This is a genomic window from Ensifer adhaerens, from assembly GCF_013283195.1.
Classification (GTDB): domain Bacteria; phylum Pseudomonadota; class Alphaproteobacteria; order Rhizobiales; family Rhizobiaceae; genus Ensifer; species Ensifer adhaerens_G.
In genome coordinates this window covers 24225-43873 of record NZ_JABEKT010000006.1, presented here as the reverse complement: position 1 = coordinate 43873, position 19649 = coordinate 24225, and the positions used below count along the sequence as shown (strand labels likewise).

The following is a 19649-nucleotide window of genomic DNA, read 5'->3' as shown; positions in this document are numbered from 1 at the left end:
CCGGGAAATGCGCACGAAGGCGCCACAGATCAACATCTGCGGATGGGGCCGGTTCTCTCCGGCGCTATCAAGTTCCCCAGGCTTTTTGCCCTTGTTGAGCAGCATTAGGTGACAAATCCGCTGGAAAATCAATTGACATTGTTATAGCGTTTCGTGTGAGAAAAATTCACATCGTTTGAGCCCGCCGGAACCCGAAGAATTGTCCAGCCGCCTGCCGCCCCTGAACCCCTTGCGCGCCTTCGAGGCGACGGCGCGCCGTGGCTCGGTCTCTGCTGCCGCCCGCGAGCTCAACGTCACGCACGGCGCCATCAGCCATCAGATCCGCGCGCTGGAACTATCGATCAACGCCACGCTGTTCGAGCGCGGCGGCAAGCGACTTAAGCTGACGCCGCAGGGCGCACTGCTGCTACCGGCCGTCACCCACGCCTTTGCCGAGATCGCGGCGGCGACCGCCGCCATGACGCGACCGACCACCAGCGGCGAGTTGCGCATCACCTGCGTGCCCGCGCTGCTCTCCTTCTGGCTGATCCCGCGCCTGCATCTCTTCACCGAGCAGTTTCCCGATGTGCGCCTGACGCTGATCGCCTCCAACGACGCCGCCTATCTAGATGCGTCCGATGTCGATGTCTGCCTGATCTATGGCGATGGCAACTGGCCCGGATGCTGGTCGAAGCTCTGGAGCCGCCTCGCCCTCTTCCCGGTGGTCAGCCCGACTTTGCTCAACATGCGGCCACTGCGCTCCGTGCGCGACCTGCGCGACCATGTGATGCTGCACGGCGACGACGGGCGCGAATGGAACACCTGGCTGGCGGCAGCTGACGCAAGCGACCTGCAACGCGGCCGCCAGCACTTCATGAGCGACGCGCGGCTTTCGACCGAGGCCGCGCTGCACAATCAGGGCGTCGCCCTCGGCGACACCATCACCGCCGGCAGCCTGATCGCCCGCGGCGAGCTGATCGCGCCGTTCGACCTGACAGTTCCGGCCAACGACGCCTTTTACGTCGCCTGCCGTAACGAGGTTCTGGCCGCCCCGATCGTGCGCATCTTCATCGACTGGATGTTCTCGGCGCTCGAAAACGACCCGATGCCGGAGCTGCAGACCTCGGCGCGCACGATTATTCGCAGCCGAGCCTCGAAATCCGAGCCGACAGATCGTAAATCGGTGCAGGACGGCTTTCAGCCGGTTTCAGCTCCGGCCCGTGGCCGACGCATGGAACGCCCCCAGAAACGCAAGAACAAAGCCTGAGCCATAGGAACTCCGCCATGCCGCATTTCAATCCGCTCGTCGAAAAGCTCTCGCCGCCGCCCGTCCCCTCGGTGCTCGCTTGGGCGAAAAGCTATGATGGCTCCCGCGGGCCGCTGATCGACCTGTCGCAGGCGGTGCCCGGCTATCCGGCGCACCCGGACATGCTGGCCTGGCTCGGCGAAGCTGCCGCATCGACCGCCTTTACCGGCTATGGCGCGATCGAGGGCGAAGCGGTGCTGCGCGACGCCTACGGCGCGCATGTGGCAAGCCTCTATGGCGCCGCGATCACGGCCGACAACATCCACATCACGTCGGGCTGCAACCAGGCTTTCATCTGTACCGCGATGGCAATTGCCTCGGCCGGCGACACGATCCTGATGACCAACCCCTACTACTTCAACCAGGAAACGACGCTGGCGATGCTCGGCATCAATGTCGAGCTGGTGCCCTGCGACGCCGGTCACGGTTTCCTGCCGGAGGTGGACGCAATCGCCGCTGCGCTGCGGCCAGGCATCAGGGCGCTCGCGCTGGTGTCGCCAAACAACCCGACCGGTGCGATCTATCCGCCTGAGCTTCTGGCGCGCATTCACGAGGCCTGCCGCGCCAACGGCACCTGGTTGATCCTCGACGAAACCTATCGCGACTTCCTGCCCGATGCGGGTGCTGCACCGCACGGTCTGCTGCAGGTGGAAGGGTGGCAGGACAGCTTCATCGGCCTCTACAGCTTCTCCAAATCCTTCTGCATCCCCGGCCATAGGCTCGGCGCGATCACGGCCGGGCCTGCACTCGTCGATCAGGTCACCAAGATCATGGACAATCTGCAGATCTGCGCCCCGCGCTCGGCGCAGGCAGCAGTCGCCAGGGCCATTCCGGCGCTTGCTGAGTGGCGCCTGGGCAATCGCGTCGAGATCGCCGCGCGCGCCGATGCGCTGCGTGATGTCATGAGCCGGCTGCCGCAATGGAAGCTGCAGGCGATCGGCGCCTACTTCGCCTATATCCGCCACCCCTTCCCCGACATCGATTCGCAGTTCGTCGCCGAGAAGCTGGCGAAACTCGCCGGCGTCGTCTGCCTGCCAGGTGACTACTTTGGCGAGGGCCAGGAAAACTACCTGCGCTTTGCCTTTGCCAATGCCGATGCGGCCACGATCCGCCAGCTGGAAGAGCGGCTCGCCGGCTTCAACCTGCCCGGTCTCTGAATCGAACGAGAGCGTTTCCAGTGTCGTCGGCGACGTGGAAACGCTCGACCTCTTTGTTTTTACGCATTTCCTCGCGGAAAACCGCTTCACACTTTTTGGAGATGCTTAACCCCGGCGAGCGATCAGGATGCCGACGAGCACGATCGCCCCGCCGATTGCCTGCATCAGCCCGACCGGTTCGGACAGCAGGATCCAGGCAAGGATGGCTGCGACCACCGGCTGCAGCAGCAGCGTCAGCGACGAAAACGCCGGCGGCAGATAGGCGAGCGCATAGGTGATCGCCACCTGCCCGCCCGCATGGCTGACGAAGGCGAGGCCGAACAGCATCGACCAGCCGAAGAGCGTCGGCGGCATCAGTGTCGGTTCGGACAAAAGCACGATCGGCAGCATGCAGATGGCGGCCGAGGCCGTGCTCCAGACCATGATGCGGATGGTGCTGAACAGGCTGCGCAACCGGCCGATCGCCAGGATATAGCCGGCATAGAACATCGCAGCGACAACGGCGACGCCGTCGCCCAGCAGGTTGCCGTCGCCAAGCGCCATCGGTCCGCCCTTGAGGGTGATGACGCCGACGACCGCCGTCACGAGCCCGATGGCAAAGACGGCGCTGATGCGGGCGCGGAACAACAGCCAGCTCGCGAGCGTGACGAACACAGGGGCAAGGTTGGCGAGAAGCGTGGCATTGGCGACCGTCGTCTTGGTCAGCGCATAGTGCCAGGCGGCAAGGTCGATCGCGAGGAACACGCCCGGCAACACCAGCAGCGCATATTCCGAGAGCTTCTCGGGCTGCCGGTCCCCCGCTGGCGCGCCGCGAAACCAGGACCAGGCGAGAAGCGGGATCAGCGCCAGTGCGACACGCCAGAAAGCCGTTGCCATCGGCCCGACCTCTGACAGCCGCACGAAGATCGGCGAGCCGCCGATCGCAGCCCCGCCGATCAAAAGAGCGGCCATGGCAAGGCGGTTATGGGAGGAGGCGGTGGAGGGTGCTGGGATCACGGCAATGTCGCTATTCTGCTGGCGGGCAATCATGGAGCCCTCAACAAGGCAGCTAACAGAAGACCGGCATCGGCGACAGTCGCAATAAATCGCCCACCAGAACAATGGCGGCCGCCCTGCGCAAACGGGGCGGCCGCCGGTTTATCTATCGCGTCTGACGGACGCGATGCTTCGTTCCATCAGGCTGCGTCCGGAATGTGCACGGTCTTCACCTCGAGGAAATCCTCAAGGCCGAACATGCCGCCTTCACGCCCGTTGCCGGACTGCTTGTAGCCACCGAACGGGCTGCCGTAGCGATGCGGCCCGCCATTGATGTGAACCATGCCGGCGCGCAGGCGCGATGCCACCCGCTCGGCCCGTTTCGGATCGCCGGTCTGCACATAGGCGGCGAGGCCGTAATTGGTGTCGTTGGCAATCGCGATCGCTTCTTCCTCGGTATCGAAGGGAATGATCGTCAGCACCGGTCCGAACACCTCCTCGCGGGCGATGCGCATGGTGTTGTTGACGTCGGCAAAAATGGTCGGCTTGACGAAATAGCCGGTCTCGAAGCCCGAGGGCTTGCCGGCACCGCCGACGACAAGACGCGCGCCTTCGGCAATGCCCGCCTCGATCAGCGCCTGCACCCGGCCGAACTGGACGTCGCTCACCAGCGGTCCGATGTGGCTGCCTTCCTTGGTCGGATCGCCAACAGCCGCCTCGCGGCCGACGCGGCCGGCGATCTCGACCACCTTGTCGTAGACGCTGCGTTCGACCAGCATGCGCGTCGGCGCATCGCAGGACTGGCCGGAATTGTTGAAGCATTCGAGCACGCTTCCGGTGACACGGTCTTCAAGGTCGGCATCGGCAAAGACGATGTTGGGCGACTTGCCGCCGAGCTCGAGCGTCACCCGCTTGACCGTTTCGGCCGCGTCCTTGCTGACGGCGATGCCGGCGCGGGTCGAGCCGGTGAACGACATCATGTCGATGTCGCGGTGCTTCGAGAGGGCGGCACCAGCGTTGATGCCGTCGCCGTTGACGAGGTTGAAGACACCCGCCGGGAAGCCGGCCTCGTCGATCATCTCGGCATAGAGCATGGCGTTGAGCGGCGTAAACTCGCTCGGCTTCAAGACGCAGGTAGAACCGGTGGCCAGTGCCGGAACGACTTTGAGCGCGATCTGGTTGATCGGCCAGTTCCAGGGCGTGATCAGGCCACACACGCCGATCGGCTCGCGCAGGATCACGTCGCCGTTCGGAAGCGTGTCGCGGGTCTTCAGCCGCTTCAAGGCGTCGATGAACCCCTGCAGATGGCCGACGCCGACATCAGCCTGCTGTTCGCGCGTCATCGTCTTGGGGGCGCCGAGTTCCATGGTGATGGTCGCGACCATCTCGTCGTAGCGGCGCTTGTAGATCGAAAGCAGCCTTTCGAGCAGCGCCAGCCGCTCGTCGACGCTCGTGTGGCTATAGGTGGCGAACGCCTTCTTCGCAGCGGCAACCGCACGATCGATATCCGCGGCCGTGCCCATCGAGATCACCGCAACCGGCTTTTCGGTCGCCGGGTTCAGCACCTCCAGATCGTTGGGCGTGATCGGATCGACCCATTGGCCATCAATGTAAAACTTCCTCTTGTCGAGCATGCGCTCCTCCTTCCCGTCAGATTGTCTTTTCTTTCTCAGCGAGCCAGTCCTTGATGAGCGTGCGATACCGCGCGCCGGAAAAGCTCGGAAAATGTCCGCCGTGGACGATACGCGCCGGAATGCGCAGCAACCGTTCCATCGACGCCAGATAGTCGTCGGCATTGGCGTGGTAGGTGTCCTCGATCAGCGGCCCGTCATAGAGGATGTCGCCGGAAAAGAGCACGCCGGTGCTTTCTTCCCAAAGCGCGATGCCTCCGGGCGAATGGCCAGGCGTGTGGATCACCTCGAACACCCGGTCGCCAAGATCGATATGATCGCCGTCATTGAGCAGTCGCGTCGCCGGCGCTGCCTTCACCGCATAGGTCGCGGAGGCATAGGGCTCGGGCGGCAGCGCATCGAAGATCTCGTCGTCAACATAGGGCTCGGCCAGCGTGTTCCTGCGTGTCGGATGCGCCATGAGATCCGCTTCGCCTGAATGCACGCAACGGCAATCGAACTCGTGATGGCAGCCGATATGGTCGAAATGCGTATGGCTGGCGACGGCCGTCAGGGGGCGTTCGGTGACCAGCGGCACCCATTCGCGCAGGGACACCACCCCCATGCCGCTATCGACCAGCATGTCACGGTCACGGCCGCGCACATGCCAGATGTTGCAGCGATAGAATTCCTGGATGAAGGGTTCGCAGATAGAGGTGACATCGTCGTCGAGACGCTTCACCTGATACCAGTCTTTCGGAGCAATTCGCCGCATTTTTCTACAGGGTTCCGCTTGCCGCCGGCAAAGCTACGACGTCGGCAGCCCGCACGGCAAGGGGGACAATCTCGCCGTCACGCACGTCGGAGGATTGCGGCAGATGTGCCACCAGCGCATCGCCGTCGGTCGCGCACGGCTGGAGGTGGCAACGGTAGTGGGTGCCGAAGAAGGCGCTGCCGGCAACCCGGGCATCCCCCAAAGCGAACATCGGATCGTCCGATTTGTCTTCGCCGCGAAAATGCTCCGGCCGGATCGTGAGCGTGATCACGTCACCGGCCTTCGGCACGGCAGCGGTAAAATTGGCGGCCGGAAGCGCCAGGCTGCCGAGCGAAGTTTCGACCTCGGCCGAAGATGCGTTGGCGGCCTTGACCCGGCCGGGGACGAAATTGACCTCCCCCATGAAGCCCGCCGAAAACAGCGAACGCGGCCGCATGTAGATCTGCGACGGCGGGCCGAAATCCTCGATCCGGCCCTGGTTCATGACGACGATCCGGTCGGCGATCGCCATCGCCTCCTCCTGGTCGTGGGTGACATGCACGAAGGTGGTGCCGACCCGCTTCTGGATCGCCTTCAGCTCGTCCTGCATCTGGCGGCGAAGCTTCAGGTCCAGCGCGCCGAGCGGTTCGTCGAGTAGCAGCACCTCGGGATCGACGGCAAGGGCGCGGGCAAGGGCCACGCGTTGCCGCTGGCCGCCGGAAAGTTCGTGCGGACGCTTGCCGGCAGACGCCTTGAGACCGACGAGATCGAGAAAGCCGAGCGCCTTTTCGTCCCGCTCCGCTTTACCGAGGCCGCGCATCCGGAGCCCGAAGCCGACATTGTCGACCAGCCGCATATGCGGAAACAGCGCATAGTCCTGAAACATCGTCGTCGTCGGGCGCTTGGCCGGCGTCACGAAGGTCATGTCGCGATCGCCGATCACGACACGGCCGGAACTTGGCGACAGGAACCCGCCGAGAATGGAAAGAAGCGTGGTCTTGCCGCAGCCCGAGGGGCCGAGCAGCACGATGAACTCGCCTGCCCGGATATCGAGCGAAACCTTGTCGAGCGCCGTGAAGTGGCCGAAGGTCTTGCTGACGTTTTCGATCGAGACGGGAGCGGTCATTGTTTCTTCGTCCTTCCGAACAGGGAAAACTCGAGGATCAGCAGCAGCGCCACCGAGGCGAGAAAGACCAGCGAGCCGATGGCATTGGTCTTGGGATTGAGGCCGGAGCGCAGCATGCTCCAGATCTCGACGGGCAGGGTCACGTCGAAGCGCGACAGCAGGAAGGCGATGATGAACTCGTCCCAGCTGAAGGTCACCGACAGGAAGAAAGCGGCCAGGATCGACGGCATCAGCATTGGTGCTGTCACCAGCGCCATAACCTTGAAATCGCTGGCACCAAGGTCACGCGCCGCCCGCTCGATGTTGATCTGGTGATCCCCCATCGAGGCGTAAATGATGGCAAAGCAGAGGGGCAGGTTGATCACCACATGGCCGATGCCGACGGTCAGAAGCGACAGCGGCATGTGCAGCGCATTGAGCAGCGCCAGAAGCCCGAGCGCGATGATGAGATAGCTGACCGTCATCGGCGCGATCAGCAGGCCCCTTTGCAGGGCCGAGCCCGGCAGCTTGTAGCGCGCCAACGAATAGGCAGCGAGAAAGCCGAGCACGCAGGAGACAACCGACGAGGAGATGGCGACCAGCATCGAATTGCTGAGCGCTGCCATCAGCTTGCGGTCGGCGAAGACGGCCTCGTACCACTGCATGGAAAAGCCGTTGAACGGCGGCACCGGCAGCCGTCCGTCCTGGAAGGAGAACAACACCAGCACGGCGACCGGCAGGAAGATGAAGGCGTAGACGAGGGCAAGGTAGGTCCAGGACACACCACTGACGAAAACTCTGCGCAGCATCACGCCCTCTCGATCTTCAGCCAACGGGCGCACAGGACATAGGCGACGGTGACGGCCAGCATGAGAATGATCGACAGCGCCGCTGCCATCGGGAAATCGGCGCGCCGGCCGAGCTGCAGCATGATGATCTGCGGCAGAACCAGCTCGTTGTTGCCGCCGAGGATCTGCGGCGTCACGTAGTCGCCGATGCACAGCACGAAGGTCAGAAACGCACCGGTCATGATGCCGGGCAAGGTCAGCGGCAGCACCACATGCCAGAAGGTCTGGAAGGCGTTGGCACCAAGATCGGCGGCCGCGCGGCGATAGTTCGGCGAGAGCTGGATCAGGTTGGAATAGATGGTCAGCGTCAACAACATGACGAAGAAATGCACGAAGCCGATCACCGTTGCCGTGCGCGTGCTGGCGATCTCCAGCGGTTCGGCGATCAGTCCCAGGCCCGTCAGCATCTGGTTGATGACGCCGTTTTTCGACAGCACCAGCAGCCAGGAGTAGGAGCGGACCACATAGGAGGTCCAGAACGGCAGGATCGCGAGAATAAGCGCCATGCGCTGGAACCGCTTCGGCACGCGCTCGGCGATGATCCAGGCGAGCGGATAGGCAAGCAGCACCGAAAGCACCGTGACGATGACAGTAATCTCAAGCGAATTGACCAGGCCCTGCAACAGGGCGTTCTCGGAGAAGAAGCGCGCGTAGTTGTCGAGGTTCCAGACGCGGACGATCTCCCGCCCCTCACGCTTCCAGAGGCTCATCGCCGCCATGAACAGGAAGGGGACGACGAAGAAGGCGAGTGTCCACAAAAGCGCTGGCGCTGCGAAGCCCCAGGCCTTTCGACGGTCGGCATCCTCAAGGGTTGTCGCAGTCATGAAAGCTCCAGATTTGAGCGCGCCCCGACAAGGTGTTGGACGCAGTCCACCGTCCCACGGAAAGGTGGGGCGGCAGTCGGGCTGAAGGATCGGCGACCGCCGCGTGCGGTCGCCAGGTATCAGGCGTTATTGCTGCAGCATCTCCGTCCAGGCATCCTGGAACTGCTGATCGAGTTCGGTCGACGGGATCGGGTAGAGCTGCGTCTTCTTCAGGTATTCGGCCTGTTCGTTGAAACGCAGCGCCGCCTTCTGCGGGTCGGTCAGATGCTCGCCCGCCTTGCTGTTTGCCGGCATCGCCCAGTAGCAGGAGGATGTAGCAAGCCGCGCCTGGCCCTCAGGGCTGACAATATACTGCACGAATTTCAGTGCCAGATCCTGCTTGGCGGAATCCTTCATCACGCCGATCGACTGCGCCCAGCGCACAGCACCCTGCTCCGGGATGGTCCAGTCGAGGTTGGGCTTGTCGGCCGAAAGCACCGCCGTGATCCATTCGCCGCCGCCGACCAGGATATCGACTTCGCCAGTTGCCAGCGCCGTCTGCGAAGACACGACATCACTGACCTGCTTGGAAGCCGCCCGCATCTCAGCGAGCTTCTCCTTGAGAGCCGGCATGTCGGCCTCGGAAAGCTCAGCGGTCTTCTTGCCAAGGCCAAGCCCGGCAAGGCCGATCATCGGCAGGTAGTAGTCATAGAGGGCGATGCGGCCCTTGTACTTGTCGGAGAAGACAACCGAAAGATCCTGCATGTCCTTCGGATCGACCTTGGACTTGTCGTACGAGACGGTGTTGTAGCCAAACTTTTCCGTGACGGCGTAGGTCTTGCCGTCCTTGGTGTTGTTGGCTTCCATCCGCACCTCGGGGAAGATGTCTGCCGTCGGCAGCGCGTCGGCCGGCATTTCTGCAAGCAGGTCGAGATCGATGGCACGGTGGACGTCGACGCCGTCGATGACGAGCACGTCCCAATCGCCCGGGCGGGATTGATCGAGGATCGAGAGCGCGGCACCCGTTCCCTCATAGACCTTGAGATTGACCTTGACGTCGTTGGCTTTCTCGAACGGTTCGACCAGCGCCGGATCCGTGTGGTCGCACCAGACGAGCGCATTGAGCTCCTCGGTGGCAAAAGCCGGTGCCGGAACCGAGATGAGCGAGGCGGCGACGATCGCGCCTGCGGCGACCGAGGAGAAAAACCGGCGCAGGTGCGCGCCGTCATGAACTGACTGCATCATGCTGTTGCCCTCTTGTTTTGACGCTCGTTTCGGCGTCTTCAAAAAAAGATTGAATGAATTCATTTTTTAAGTCAATCTCAATTTTGAGGACATTCATAATTCAGGAAAACGCATATGACAGGGCTGCGCGCACGGCAGAAAGCCGACCGGAACAGACGTATCCTGGACGCCGCTGCCTTGTTGTTTCGCGAGGTCGGCTACGACAGCGCCCGCATCGAGGACATCGCCGAGCGGGCCGAGGTGTCGGTCGGCACTTTCTACAATTACTATGAAAACAAGGGCGACATCCTGGTCGCGACCGTCTCCATGGAAGTCGAGGAAGTGCTCGCCGCCGGCCGCACGATCGTCGACAACCCGCCCTCCTCCGTGGAAGGCGCGCTGCAGGCCCTGATCGGTCAATATTACGATCACTCGCTCGTCTATCTCTCCAAGGAGATGTGGCGCACGGCGATGGCGATCTCGATCCAGCAGCCGGAAAGCCCCTTCAGCAAGCGCTACACCGAGCTCGATCGCCGGCTTTGCGATCAGGTCTCGACGCTCATTCACAAGCTGCAGGTCAAAGGGCTTATTGTCCCCGGCACCGACGTTCGCGCCGTCGGCGAGATGCTGTTCAACAATCTCAACCTCATGTTCATCGAATTTGCAAAGGACGAGGCCATGCCGCTTGATGAGCTCAAGGCGCGCGTTGCCCGACAGAACCGGCCGCTTGCAACGCTGATCGCAGCGCCTTGATCAAACCCCGACAATGAAGAGAAAATCCATGCAGGATACGGAAAAGACGGTGCTGGACGCCGCCGATCGGCTCGTCGAGGCCTTTGCCCGCCATGACGCGCAAGCCTATTTCTCAGCCTTCGCGCCGAACGCGACCTTCATCTTCCACAATCTTGAACGGCCCTTGCGCAGCCGGGCAGAGTATGAGGCCGAATGGGCGTTGTGGGAGACCCGCGACAAATTCCGCGTTCGTGCCTGCCAGTCCAGCGACCGGCATGTGCAGGTGATCGGCAACGTTGCCGTCTTCACGCACGGCGTTCAGACCGAACTTGAAATCGGCGGCGAAGCGCTGACGTCGCAGGAAAGAGAAACGATCGTGTTTGAACGGGATGCAACCGGCGCTTGGCTTGCGGTTCACGAACATCTGTCGCGCGCCGGATGATCGCCCCAGGGCGTTAAAGCGCGCCGATAACCACGGCGGAGATGAAACAAAACGCAGCCATGAAGGCGATTGCGTGCGGGAAAAGTGCGATCGGCGAGCGGCGCTGTGGGGCCGCCGCGTAAAACGCGTATCGGGACTGGATCGTCGGTTTCGCAGCGTTCATCGCGTCTCTCCGTCGTTCAGGTCGGAAACAGGACCGTCAATAGTCATGTTCTCCGATATTCTCGATTGAGTTTATAGATATTATTTTCTCCATTCCACCCCGAAAGTGAAAAATCGTCCGCCGACCGTCCGCTTCAGTGCCGATTGCGGTCGCGCTCCTGAACATGTCTGGACCAGCTTTCGCTGAACCATGGCGTCAGCAACGACACATCGGCTTCGCGATGGGAGCGGGTAAGACCGACGTCGGCCTCAACGCAGGTCCACACCGTAAACGCGGTCAGTTCGTGTTTTCCGAAGGTCTGGATCAGCGGGATGTCGGCTGCATCGCGGCCACGGGCAACGGCGATGCGCCCTGCCCTGCGCACATTGTTCTTGGCGTCGAACGTAAACCAGCGGTCACCGAGAAACACCTCGAACCAGGCATTGAAATCCATCGGCGCAACCCTCTCCTCGCCTTCGAGGTCGGGCATGTAGCCGTTGACGTAGCGCGCCGGCATGTTCATGCAACGGCAAAGCGCGATGGCGAGATGCGCATAGTCGCGGCTGACGCCGAGGCGATCCTCATGCGCTTCGAGCGCGCTGCGCATCGCCTGGGCATAGCCGTAGCTGAACACCAGGCGCTCATGCACATAATCGCAGATTGCCTGCACGCGCGACCAGCCTGGCGCCGCATCACCAAAAAGCCTCCAGGCAAGCGCGCCCAGCCGATCGGTCTCGCAATAGCGGCTGGCGGCGAGATAGGGCAGCGTGTTCGGCGGGAGTTTTTCGACGGGAACGGCCAGCGCCAGTGGATCGGACGCGTCGGGCCGGCCATCGTCCTCTATGACGGCATCATAGGTCAGCATGAAATCACCTTCCGGCGCGATCATGCGCAGGCAGGCGTTCTTGTGCGGATCGACAACCTCCTCCATCTTGACGATCGGCGAGGTCACGGGGCCGCGCTCGCGCCTGATATCGGGTCGCCTTTCGGCAACCACGGAAAGGTAAGTCATCATCGGCGTCGGCTGGGGACAGCGGATGCCGATCTCATAGCCAAAGCGTACGAACATCTCCAACCTCCCTCGTTCGGCAGGAATGTTTCACGCCCCCCTTTGTTCCCTCAGGATCGGGACAAATCCGTGCTGCATACGCACACAAGAAAACGCTGAAACAAGAAGGGTCGCGGGCTCGACAAAGGTCTAGATATCGATGGCTCAGGCTCACGAGAAGCCCGGATCGAGCCTGCCCATTCCGAGCCCAATTCTAGGCCCGAACGCCGCAGGCGACAACCGCATTCGCCGGTGCCGCCCAACCGAAGTGCACCAGACCGGGCTCGACGACTGTCGCCGGCAGGAAAGTCTACGCGGACACATGACATCTGGCGAAACTCGCCTATATTGGCGCGAAAGCGGCAGAAATGCCGACAAATCAAATGTTTGGAACCGTCGATGACCGCCCCTTTGTTCCCGAAGGCAGATACGAGACCGCCCGGAAAACTTGGCTCCAGCAAAATGTACGCTCAGTTTCAAACCTTCGACTGGTCCGCAACAGCGCTCGGTGCGGTCGACAACTGGCCCACGGCGCTGACGATGACCCTGAGAATGATGTTCTCGTCGCCGGTCGCAATGGCTGTCCTTGCCGGTCGGGACGGCGTGATGATCTACAACGACGCCTATATCGAGATCGCCGGCAAGCGTCACCCCGATTGCTTCGGTCAATCGGTGTTGATCACATGGCCGGAGGTTGCCGCATTCAACCGGCAGATCATTGCCGATGTCTTTGCCGGCGAAACCGCATCCTTCGAGGATGCGCCGCTGACGCTCTATCGCAATGATGTTGCCGAAGATGTCTGGCTCGATCTGGATTACAGTCCTGTTGTCGATGACGATGGCTGCACAATCGCGGTGCTTGCCATTCTCGCAGAGACGACGAAGCGGGTGAAAGCGGAGAAAGCCCTTCGCGACAACCAGGAGCGCCTGTCGCTGGCGCTCAGCGCTTCCGGCGTCGTCGGCATCTGGGACTGGCGGGTCAGGGAAGACCGGATCTACGCCGACGAACGTTTTTCCGACCTGTTCCATGTGTCACGAGACATTGCCCGCGACGGTGCGCCGATATCGGCCTATCTCGCCTCCATCCATCCGGATGATCTCGAGGGCCTTGAAGCGGCGATGACGCGGGCCATTGAAACCGGCGAAAGCTTCACGTCGGAATACCGGATCGTCCAGCCGGAAGGTGGCGTGCGCTGGGTGCTTGCCGAAGGCCGGCCGGCGCTCGACGAGCATGGCATCTGCGTCCGCTTCCCCGGCATTGCCGTCGATATTACCGAGCATAAGGAGGCGATCGAGGCGCACGCCCGATCCGAGGCGGCCTTTCGAACACTCGCAAACGCCATGCCGCAAATGGTCTGGTCGACCCGACCCGACGGCTATCACGATTATTACAACGCCCGCTGGTACGAATTCACCGGCGTGCCGGAAAACTCGACCGACGGCGAAGGCTGGAACGGCATGTTCCACGCGGAAGACCAGGAGCGCGCCTGGGCAAGCTGGCGCCATTCTCTGGAAACGGGCGACCCTTACCAGATCGAGTATCGCCTGCGCCACCACAGCGGCGTCTACCGCTGGGTGCTGGGGCGGGCCCTTGCGATCCGTGACAATCGCGGGCGCATCACCCGCTGGTACGGCACCTGCACCGACATTCACGACACCAAGATGGCCGCCGCCGAGCGGGAGGTGGTCGCCCACGAGCTCAGCCACCGCATCAAGAACATCTTCTCCGTGCTCAGCAGCATCATCAGCCTTTCCGCGCGCTCGAATCCCGATGCCCAGCCCTTTGCCCTGGAATTGCGCAAGCGCATCGAGGCGATGGGCCGGGCGCATGATTTCGTGCGCCCGCACAGCCAGGCGTCACGCCCTGTGCCTGTAGAACAGTCGATCTTCGGGCTGGTCGAGGAACTGCTGGTTCCCTACGGCAATGCTGACGAACGCATCAGCGTCAGCGGTGAGGACATCCAGCTTGGCGACAGCGCCGCCACGCCGCTGGCACTACTGCTGCACGAACTGGCGACGAACGCGGCAAAGTATGGCGCGCTTTCTGGCGATGCGGGTAAGCTCGCAATCAGCGGCCGACAGCATGAAACCGACTATATCCTGGAATGGCGTGAACATGGCGGAACGGGCGCGGTCGGCGAACCCGATCAGGAAGGCTTTGGATCGCGGCTGATGAGAATCAGTGTCGAGGGCCAGCTCGGCGGCAAGCTCGTCAGGCGCTGGGAGCCGGATGGCGTGCACGTAACGGTGACCATGCCGCGCGCAGCGGTTACGCGAACGAACCGCCTTTCAGGGCAATAGGACTGAGACACCATGTGAAAGGCAGCGCGAAGTCGCCGCCTGTGATCGCCGCTATAGTTGGCGCACGCTCAGGTCCGCGGGCGTCACGCGAAAAGCGTCAAGCGCTCCGGCGGCTCCGCGTCAAGCGTGCGGCGGCGCGCGACGGCATAGTTGACGGCCTGCTTCATCTCATGATCGGCAACGGGCTTGCTGATGACGCCGACGGTTCCGGGCACGCCGTCCCCGAGCTGCGCCGGATTGGCTGTCATGTAGAGGACGGTGATGCCGTGTTCGGCGGCAAGCATCCGCCCGATGTCCTTGCCGGTCGGCCCATCCCTCAGGTTGAGATCGACAAGGGCGACCTCCGCCATCGGAGCAAGGCTGATCGCGGTTGCCTGATCGGCAGCGATGCCCACCGGACGATGCCCGAGTTCCGAGACCACGTATTCGATTTCGGTCGCAACGAGAAACTCGTCTTCGACAATCAGTACTCTGCAAGCCATATCAACTTTCCAACGCTTCACTTCGCGGCATTGGCGGAACCGTCTCCCAAGGCTTCCGGCTTATGCCTGTTAAACTTCAACGGTACAACGCACCATTGTCCAGCAGGGTTCCCCCCGTTTTCAATCGCGACATGCCGTTCTGCACAAGAAGGGAAGCCCGAACGATGCGGACATGCATTCGGGCGACAGGAAACGATCCCTGCCGCCTTTTTGTTCCAGGCAAATGAAAATAATCTAAACCGGCTTTACCAGCCGACCGCATCCTTGAACGAATACCACCAGGAGCCGATGGTCGAATACTGCGCACGGAACATCCGCCCACCCGGGAACGGATACCAGGGCAGCTTCTCGAACATGTCGAAGCGCGTCGCGTCGCCGTCGATCGCCTCGGCGAGCGTGCGCCCGAACAGGTGAGATCCTGTTACGCCGTGGCCGCTATAGCCGTGGGCGAAATAGGTGTTCGTCCCGATACGGCCCATCTGGGGTACGCGGGTAAACGAGAGCGCGAAATTGCCGCTCCAGGCATAGTCGATCTTCACGCCTTTAAGCCTCGGGAAGACCTTCTCCAGATTGGGCTTGAGCTTGGCCACGACATCGGCCGGGTCGGTCCCACCATAGACTGTACCGCCGCCGAAGATCATGCGCTTGTCGGCCGACAGCCTGAAATAGTCGAGGATGTAGCGCACGTCCTCGACGCACATGTCGCTCGGGATCAGCGAATGGGCAAGTTCCTCGCCAAGCGGCGCCGTGGTGATCATCTGGGTCGAGACCGGCATGACGCGCGACACGAGCTTCGGCACCGCATCGCCGAGATAGGCATTGCCGCAGAGGACGACTGTTCGCGCAGACACTTCGCCTTCGGCGGTGTAGACCGTCGGCCTCGCCGCCTCATGGTCGACCCGCGTGACCGGCGACTGTTCGTAGATCGTGCCGCCAAGGCTTTCGAGCGCGCGCGCTTCGCCAAGCACCAGATTGAGCGGATGCATGTGGCCGCCCGTCGTATCAAGCATGCCGCCGCAGTAGGCGTCGGACTTCACCAGCTTGCCGAGCGCGTCGCGGTCGAGCAGTTGGTGGTCGTCCATGCCATACTTGCGCCAGAGCGCCTGCTTGGCTTCCAGTTCCTTCATATGCGCCGGCGTATAGGCCGCATAGATGTTGCCGGGCTTCAGGTCGCAATCGATCTGATACTGGCTGACCAGTCGCCGGATAATCTTGCCGCCTTCCTGCACCAGCCCGCCGACGAAGCTTGCCGCATCCTCGCCGTAGCGGCGCTGGATGGTGGCAAGGCTTGCGTTGAGACCGTTGACCACCTGGCCGCCATTGCGCCCCGAGGCGCCCCAGCCGACCTGCGCGCCCTCGATGACGACGACCTTGTAGCCCTTCTCGGCGAGGTGGATTGCCGTCGACAGTCCGGAATAGCCAGCGCCGACGACGCAGACATCCGTCTCGACGCGACCTTTGAGCGAAACCGGCGTGCGGATGATGTTGCGGGAGGCGGCGTAGTAGCTGGTGGGATAGCTGCCGTCACCGGCATAGGATTTTTGGTGTCTCGTCATCATACGATTTCCAGATAGGCACTGAATTCATAATCCGTGACCTGCTCGGCAAAGCCGGCGATCTCCTGCCGCTTGCAGGCGATCAGCATCGAGCGAAGCACGGGATCGAAGATTTCGGCGGCAATCGGTCCTGCCTCGAAGGCATCGACCGCCTGCCCCCAATCAGCGGGAATTTTGGGCAATTTCTCCGCCGCATAGGCCCGGCCCGTCACCGGCGCCGAGGGTTTCCACTTGTTGCGGATGCCGACGAGTGCCGCGCCGAGGATCGCGGCGATGACGAGGTAGGGATTGGCGTCGGCACCGGCCACCCGGTGCTCGATGCGGCGCGCTGCCGGATTGCCGCCGGGAATGCGGATCGCCGAGGTGCGGTTCTCATAACCCCAGCACACGGCCGTCGGCGCATGCGTATCCGGCCGCAGCCGGCGATAGGAGTTGAAATGCGGCGCAAACAGCAGCGTCGTTTCCGGCATGCCGCGCAGCAGGCCCGCGACGGCGTTCTTGAGGACTGCCGAGCCTTCGTCGGTGCCGTCGTTGAAGACGTTGTTGCCATCGGCATCGAGCAGGCTGAAGTGAATGTGCATGCCGTTGCCCGAGCGCGTTCCGTAGGGCTTGGCCATGAAGGTTGCCGCCAGCCCATGCTTGCGGGCGACCCCCTTGACGATGCGCTTGAAGAAGATCGCGTCATCCGCCGCCTTCAAGGGGTCGTCGGTGTGCAGCAGATTGATCTCGAACTGGCCGATGCCGTTCTCGGCGATCGCCGCATCCGCCGGCACGTTCTGACGGGCGCACTCCTTGTAGACGTCGGAGAAGAACTCGCCGAAATCGTCGAGTTCGTCGATCGACAGGATCGCGTCGGAATCGAGCCGTTTGCCAGTATAGGGCGAGATCGGCGGCACCGCGCTGTCGGGCTCCGGGTCGATCAGATAAAATTCCATTTCGGTCGCGACCACCGGCCGCAAACCCAGCTCCTCGTATTCGCGCACGATCGCCGCCAGCGCCTGACGCGGATCGGCCAGGAACGGCTTGCCGTCCTCAAGCAGGAGCCAGAGCGGAACGAGCGCGCTCGGCCGCGAGGTCCAGTTGACCGGCAGCGCGCCGCGCCCGGTGACGCCGCAGATGCCGTCGCGGTCACCGCTCGCAAACACCTGCTCGCTGTTGATGATGTCCTCGCCCCACACATCGACGCCGACGATCGACAGCGGCATGCGGATGCCGCCGCCAAGCACTTTCGCCGCCTGCTCGACCGGCACGCGCTTGCCGCGCATGATGCCGTTGAGGTCGCAGACCACGGCCTGGATGCTTTCGATAGGGCCGTTCTGCTCCAGCCAGGCCTTGAAGGCGCTCGGGTCTTCCGCGTCGAGGGTCATATCGCAAATCTCATTTTGTGATCACATTTTCGCAAAGTTGACATAATTCAGAAGTTGGAGTCAACCTCGACGGATGTTATCAGCCCGCGACCATTCCCCGTGTGGCAGAAGGAACCCGCTGATTTGAAGACCCCGACGCTGCCGCTCTTCGACCGCCCGGAAGGCATGACCACCCATGACTACGCCTTCGCCAGGCTTCGCCAGGCGATCATGGTCGGCAGTTTCCGACCCGGCACTTCGGTGACGATCCGCGGACTTGCCGAGGCGCTGGAAAGCAGCCCGACGCCGGTGCGCGAGGCCTTGCGGCAGCTGACCTCCATCGGCGCGCTGCAGGTCCTCGAAAACCGCCGCATCGTCGTACCGCACATCACGCCCGCCCGTTTCGAGGAGCTGATATCGCTGCGTATCGCGCTCGAAAGCCACGCCGCCCGCCGCGCCGTCGCCCATCTCACAGAACGGCAGATCGAGCGGATCTCGGCGATCGACGACAGCATCGAGGACGAAATTCGCCGCGGCGACCAGGCCGCCGCGCTGATCGCCAACCAGGCTTTCCACCGGACGATCTACACTGCCAATCCCGACCAGATCGTCATGCCGTTGATCGAAAGCGTCTGGCTGCAGCTGGGCCCGATCCTCGGCATCGCCATGGAGCATGTGAGCGAACTCTATGTCGTCGACCGCCATCGCGAGGCGATCGACGCCCTGCGCCGCCGCGACGAGGGCGCCGTTGCCGACGCCATCGCAGCTGACATTCGCGAAGGCATCGGCGGCTTCGACCAGCAGGCCATCGCACGCCTGTTGAAACTTGCAGCCTGACGGCAAAGCAGGCCTGGATCGGTGAAATTTTAGTGTAGCTAAAATTTTCGTTGACAAGGCGTGAACGCCGCCCCAAAGTCCGGAAAATACGAGCGCATCACCCTGAAATCCCTAGCGATTTCCGGGCATGGATGGCGCGCCCACGCAGGAGATCCTCCCCGAAACGAGGACGTGGGATGAGAGGGGATTTCGCAGTGGATTCGCAGTCTCGGCCAGACAATCCCGTATCTGAGCTTCCGCCGCTCGGCGATCGCCTGCGCCAGCGTCGCAAGGTGTTGAAGCTGACGCTCAAGGACGTCGCGGATCAGGCGGATTTTTCCGTTGGTTTCATCTCACAAATCGAGCGCGGCATCACCGTACCGTCGCTGACCTCGCTCGTTGCGGTCTGCCGCGTGCTGAAGGTCGAGGTCGGCACGTTCCTCAATTCCCCCAAAGTCGCAACGCCGTTTACCCGCCATGACCAGCGCCGCGCCTACGCACTGGCAGGCTCCGTCGACAGCAATGTCTCCTATGAGCGCCTGTCCGCTTCCTTTCCGGGCAGCGTCCTGCGCAGTACCGTAGTGCACACGCCGCCGGGTCACCGCAGCGAGGCGATGACCCATGAGGGCGAGGAGATATTCTTCATCCTTCAAGGCGCCCTGACGATCGAGATCGATGGCGAGGAGACTGTGCTGGAAGCGGGAGATTCCGCACATTTCCTCTCCGGCCTCACCCACCTCACCTGGAACCACACCGGCGAACCAACCATCATCCTGCACACCTGCACCATGGATGTCTTCGGCGACGCGCAGTCGGCGGAAACGCCGGAAGGCGCCTTTGCTGTAACACGCGCCGATGATCGGCGCAGTGCCGCCGCAAGCCCGGACAAGGGCACCGGATAGTCCCGCCCGATCCGGCCGCGCAAGCGCTTCGGCGACTGCGCTCCTCAGCTCCCCAGCCTTTCGTCCGGGCGCCTTAGCCCGGCGACCGCCGCGCGTCGATCGACGCCCGAACACGAGACCG

The 19649-nt window shown here is 62.7% G+C and carries 19 protein-coding genes; 7 read left to right on the top strand and 12 right to left on the bottom strand.

What is annotated here, in order from left to right:
* Positions 1-199: 199 nt before the first annotated feature.
* Complete coding sequence (locus tag LPJGGPFB_RS31545) at positions 200-1246, top strand: LysR substrate-binding domain-containing protein (protein ID WP_173423860.1); 1047 nt, start codon at positions 200-202, stop codon at positions 1244-1246.
* 17 nt (positions 1247-1263) lie between these two features.
* The gene (locus tag LPJGGPFB_RS31540) at positions 1264-2442 is read left to right on the top strand and encodes an aminotransferase (protein WP_173423859.1); all 1179 of its coding nucleotides are present in this window, start codon (positions 1264-1266) and stop codon (positions 2440-2442) included.
* A gap of 105 nt (positions 2443-2547) precedes the next feature.
* Here LPJGGPFB_RS31540 and LPJGGPFB_RS31535 read toward each other — a convergent pair whose 3' ends face one another.
* The 7 genes from LPJGGPFB_RS31535 to LPJGGPFB_RS31505 all read right to left on the bottom strand — a co-directional run bounded on the left by LPJGGPFB_RS31535 (position 2548) and on the right by LPJGGPFB_RS31505 (position 9782).
* On the bottom strand, positions 2548-3471 hold the full coding sequence (locus LPJGGPFB_RS31535; RefSeq protein ID WP_427858779.1) for a DMT family transporter: 924 nt from the start codon (positions 3469-3471) through the stop codon (positions 2548-2550).
* Between the two features lie 146 nt (positions 3472-3617).
* Positions 3618-5051: an aldehyde dehydrogenase family protein gene (locus LPJGGPFB_RS31530; RefSeq protein WP_173423858.1), complete on the bottom strand. Its 1434-nt coding sequence runs from the start codon at positions 5049-5051 to the stop codon at positions 3618-3620.
* A gap of 16 nt (positions 5052-5067) precedes the next feature.
* Complete coding sequence (locus LPJGGPFB_RS31525; protein WP_173423857.1) at positions 5068-5802, bottom strand: MBL fold metallo-hydrolase; 735 nt, start codon at positions 5800-5802, stop codon at positions 5068-5070.
* Positions 5803-5806: 4 nt separating this feature from the next.
* Entirely contained in the window at positions 5807-6907 is a 1101-nt protein-coding gene (locus tag LPJGGPFB_RS31520; protein WP_173423856.1) for an ABC transporter ATP-binding protein, read from the bottom strand.
* A complete protein-coding gene (locus tag LPJGGPFB_RS31515; protein WP_173423855.1) occupies positions 6904-7695 on the bottom strand; it encodes an ABC transporter permease in 792 nt (263 codons plus the stop codon). The genes LPJGGPFB_RS31520 and LPJGGPFB_RS31515 overlap by 4 nt, the downstream gene beginning before the upstream one ends.
* Positions 7695-8558, bottom strand: a complete 864-nt coding sequence (locus LPJGGPFB_RS31510) for an ABC transporter permease (protein WP_173423854.1) — start codon at positions 8556-8558, stop codon at positions 7695-7697. Before LPJGGPFB_RS31510 ends, LPJGGPFB_RS31515 begins: the two co-directional genes overlap by 1 nt.
* Positions 8559-8684: 126 nt before the next feature.
* A complete protein-coding gene (locus LPJGGPFB_RS31505) occupies positions 8685-9782 on the bottom strand; it encodes an ABC transporter substrate-binding protein (protein WP_173423853.1) in 1098 nt (365 codons plus the stop codon).
* A 114-nt stretch (positions 9783-9896) separates the two neighbouring features.
* On the opposite strand from LPJGGPFB_RS31505, the gene LPJGGPFB_RS31500 reads away from it, so the two are divergent.
* Both LPJGGPFB_RS31500 and LPJGGPFB_RS31495 read left to right on the top strand, forming a co-directional pair.
* Positions 9897-10514: a TetR/AcrR family transcriptional regulator gene (locus LPJGGPFB_RS31500; RefSeq protein ID WP_173423852.1), complete on the top strand. Its 618-nt coding sequence runs from the start codon at positions 9897-9899 to the stop codon at positions 10512-10514.
* Positions 10515-10542: 28 nt separating this feature from the next.
* Positions 10543-10935: a YybH family protein gene (locus tag LPJGGPFB_RS31495; RefSeq protein ID WP_173423851.1), complete on the top strand. Its 393-nt coding sequence runs from the start codon at positions 10543-10545 to the stop codon at positions 10933-10935.
* A 13-nt stretch (positions 10936-10948) separates the two neighbouring features.
* On the opposite strand, the gene LPJGGPFB_RS31490 is transcribed toward LPJGGPFB_RS31495, so the two are convergent.
* Positions 10949-11098, bottom strand: coding sequence for a hypothetical protein (locus tag LPJGGPFB_RS31490; RefSeq protein ID WP_173423850.1), 150 nt, complete (start codon positions 11096-11098; stop codon positions 10949-10951).
* Between the two features lie 133 nt (positions 11099-11231).
* Positions 11232-12146 (bottom strand): transglutaminase-like domain-containing protein, encoded by a 915-nt coding sequence (locus LPJGGPFB_RS31485; protein ID WP_173423849.1) that lies wholly within the window; start codon positions 12144-12146, stop codon positions 11232-11234.
* 378 nt (positions 12147-12524) lie between these two features.
* On the opposite strand from LPJGGPFB_RS31485, the gene LPJGGPFB_RS31480 reads away from it, so the two are divergent.
* A complete protein-coding gene (locus tag LPJGGPFB_RS31480) occupies positions 12525-14426 on the top strand; it encodes a PAS domain-containing sensor histidine kinase (RefSeq protein WP_173423848.1) in 1902 nt (633 codons plus the stop codon).
* An 83-nt stretch (positions 14427-14509) separates the two neighbouring features.
* Here the strand turns inward: LPJGGPFB_RS31480 and LPJGGPFB_RS31475 are convergent, their stop codons facing one another.
* The 3 genes from LPJGGPFB_RS31475 to LPJGGPFB_RS31465 form a co-directional block, all read right to left on the bottom strand.
* A complete protein-coding gene (locus LPJGGPFB_RS31475) occupies positions 14510-14929 on the bottom strand; it encodes a response regulator (RefSeq protein ID WP_327795866.1) in 420 nt (139 codons plus the stop codon).
* 224 nt (positions 14930-15153) lie between these two features.
* The gene (locus LPJGGPFB_RS31470; protein WP_173423846.1) at positions 15154-16467 is read right to left on the bottom strand and encodes an NAD(P)/FAD-dependent oxidoreductase; all 1314 of its coding nucleotides are present in this window, start codon (positions 16465-16467) and stop codon (positions 15154-15156) included.
* Positions 16464-17831, bottom strand: coding sequence for a glutamine synthetase family protein (locus LPJGGPFB_RS31465; RefSeq protein ID WP_173423845.1), 1368 nt, complete (start codon positions 17829-17831; stop codon positions 16464-16466). Before LPJGGPFB_RS31465 ends, LPJGGPFB_RS31470 begins: the two co-directional genes overlap by 4 nt.
* Before the next feature lie 123 nt (positions 17832-17954).
* Between LPJGGPFB_RS31465 and LPJGGPFB_RS31460 the strand changes: the two genes are divergently transcribed.
* Both LPJGGPFB_RS31460 and LPJGGPFB_RS31455 read left to right on the top strand, forming a co-directional pair.
* Positions 17955-18647 (top strand): GntR family transcriptional regulator, encoded by a 693-nt coding sequence (locus tag LPJGGPFB_RS31460; RefSeq protein WP_173423844.1) that lies wholly within the window; start codon positions 17955-17957, stop codon positions 18645-18647.
* A 194-nt stretch (positions 18648-18841) separates the two neighbouring features.
* On the top strand, positions 18842-19528 hold the full coding sequence (locus LPJGGPFB_RS31455; RefSeq protein ID WP_210264674.1) for a helix-turn-helix domain-containing protein: 687 nt from the start codon (positions 18842-18844) through the stop codon (positions 19526-19528).
* Positions 19529-19649: the final 121 nt, after the last annotated feature.

Coding starts and splice junctions, on each gene's coding strand:
- LPJGGPFB_RS31540 (WP_173423859.1), top strand. CDS start 1,264: ATGCCGCATTTCAATCCGCTCGTCGAAAAGCTCTCGCCGCCGCCCGTC.
- LPJGGPFB_RS31535 (WP_427858779.1), bottom strand. CDS start 3,471: ATGATTGCCCGCCAGCAGAATAGCGACATTGCCGTGATCCCAGCACCC.
- LPJGGPFB_RS31530 (WP_173423858.1), bottom strand. CDS start 5,051: ATGCTCGACAAGAGGAAGTTTTACATTGATGGCCAATGGGTCGATCCG.
- LPJGGPFB_RS31525 (WP_173423857.1), bottom strand. CDS start 5,802: ATGCGGCGAATTGCTCCGAAAGACTGGTATCAGGTGAAGCGTCTCGAC.
- LPJGGPFB_RS31520 (WP_173423856.1), bottom strand. CDS start 6,907: ATGACCGCTCCCGTCTCGATCGAAAACGTCAGCAAGACCTTCGGCCAC.
- LPJGGPFB_RS31515 (WP_173423855.1), bottom strand. CDS start 7,695: ATGCTGCGCAGAGTTTTCGTCAGTGGTGTGTCCTGGACCTACCTTGCC.
- LPJGGPFB_RS31510 (WP_173423854.1), bottom strand. CDS start 8,558: ATGACTGCGACAACCCTTGAGGATGCCGACCGTCGAAAGGCCTGGGGC.
- LPJGGPFB_RS31505 (WP_173423853.1), bottom strand. CDS start 9,782: ATGATGCAGTCAGTTCATGACGGCGCGCACCTGCGCCGGTTTTTCTCC.
- LPJGGPFB_RS31500 (WP_173423852.1), top strand. CDS start 9,897: ATGACAGGGCTGCGCGCACGGCAGAAAGCCGACCGGAACAGACGTATC.
- LPJGGPFB_RS31495 (WP_173423851.1), top strand. CDS start 10,543: ATGCAGGATACGGAAAAGACGGTGCTGGACGCCGCCGATCGGCTCGTC.
- LPJGGPFB_RS31490 (WP_173423850.1), bottom strand. CDS start 11,098: ATGAACGCTGCGAAACCGACGATCCAGTCCCGATACGCGTTTTACGCG.
- LPJGGPFB_RS31485 (WP_173423849.1), bottom strand. CDS start 12,146: ATGTTCGTACGCTTTGGCTATGAGATCGGCATCCGCTGTCCCCAGCCG.
- LPJGGPFB_RS31480 (WP_173423848.1), top strand. CDS start 12,525: ATGACCGCCCCTTTGTTCCCGAAGGCAGATACGAGACCGCCCGGAAAA.
- LPJGGPFB_RS31470 (WP_173423846.1), bottom strand. CDS start 16,467: ATGATGACGAGACACCAAAAATCCTATGCCGGTGACGGCAGCTATCCC.
- LPJGGPFB_RS31465 (WP_173423845.1), bottom strand. CDS start 17,831: ATGACCCTCGACGCGGAAGACCCGAGCGCCTTCAAGGCCTGGCTGGAG.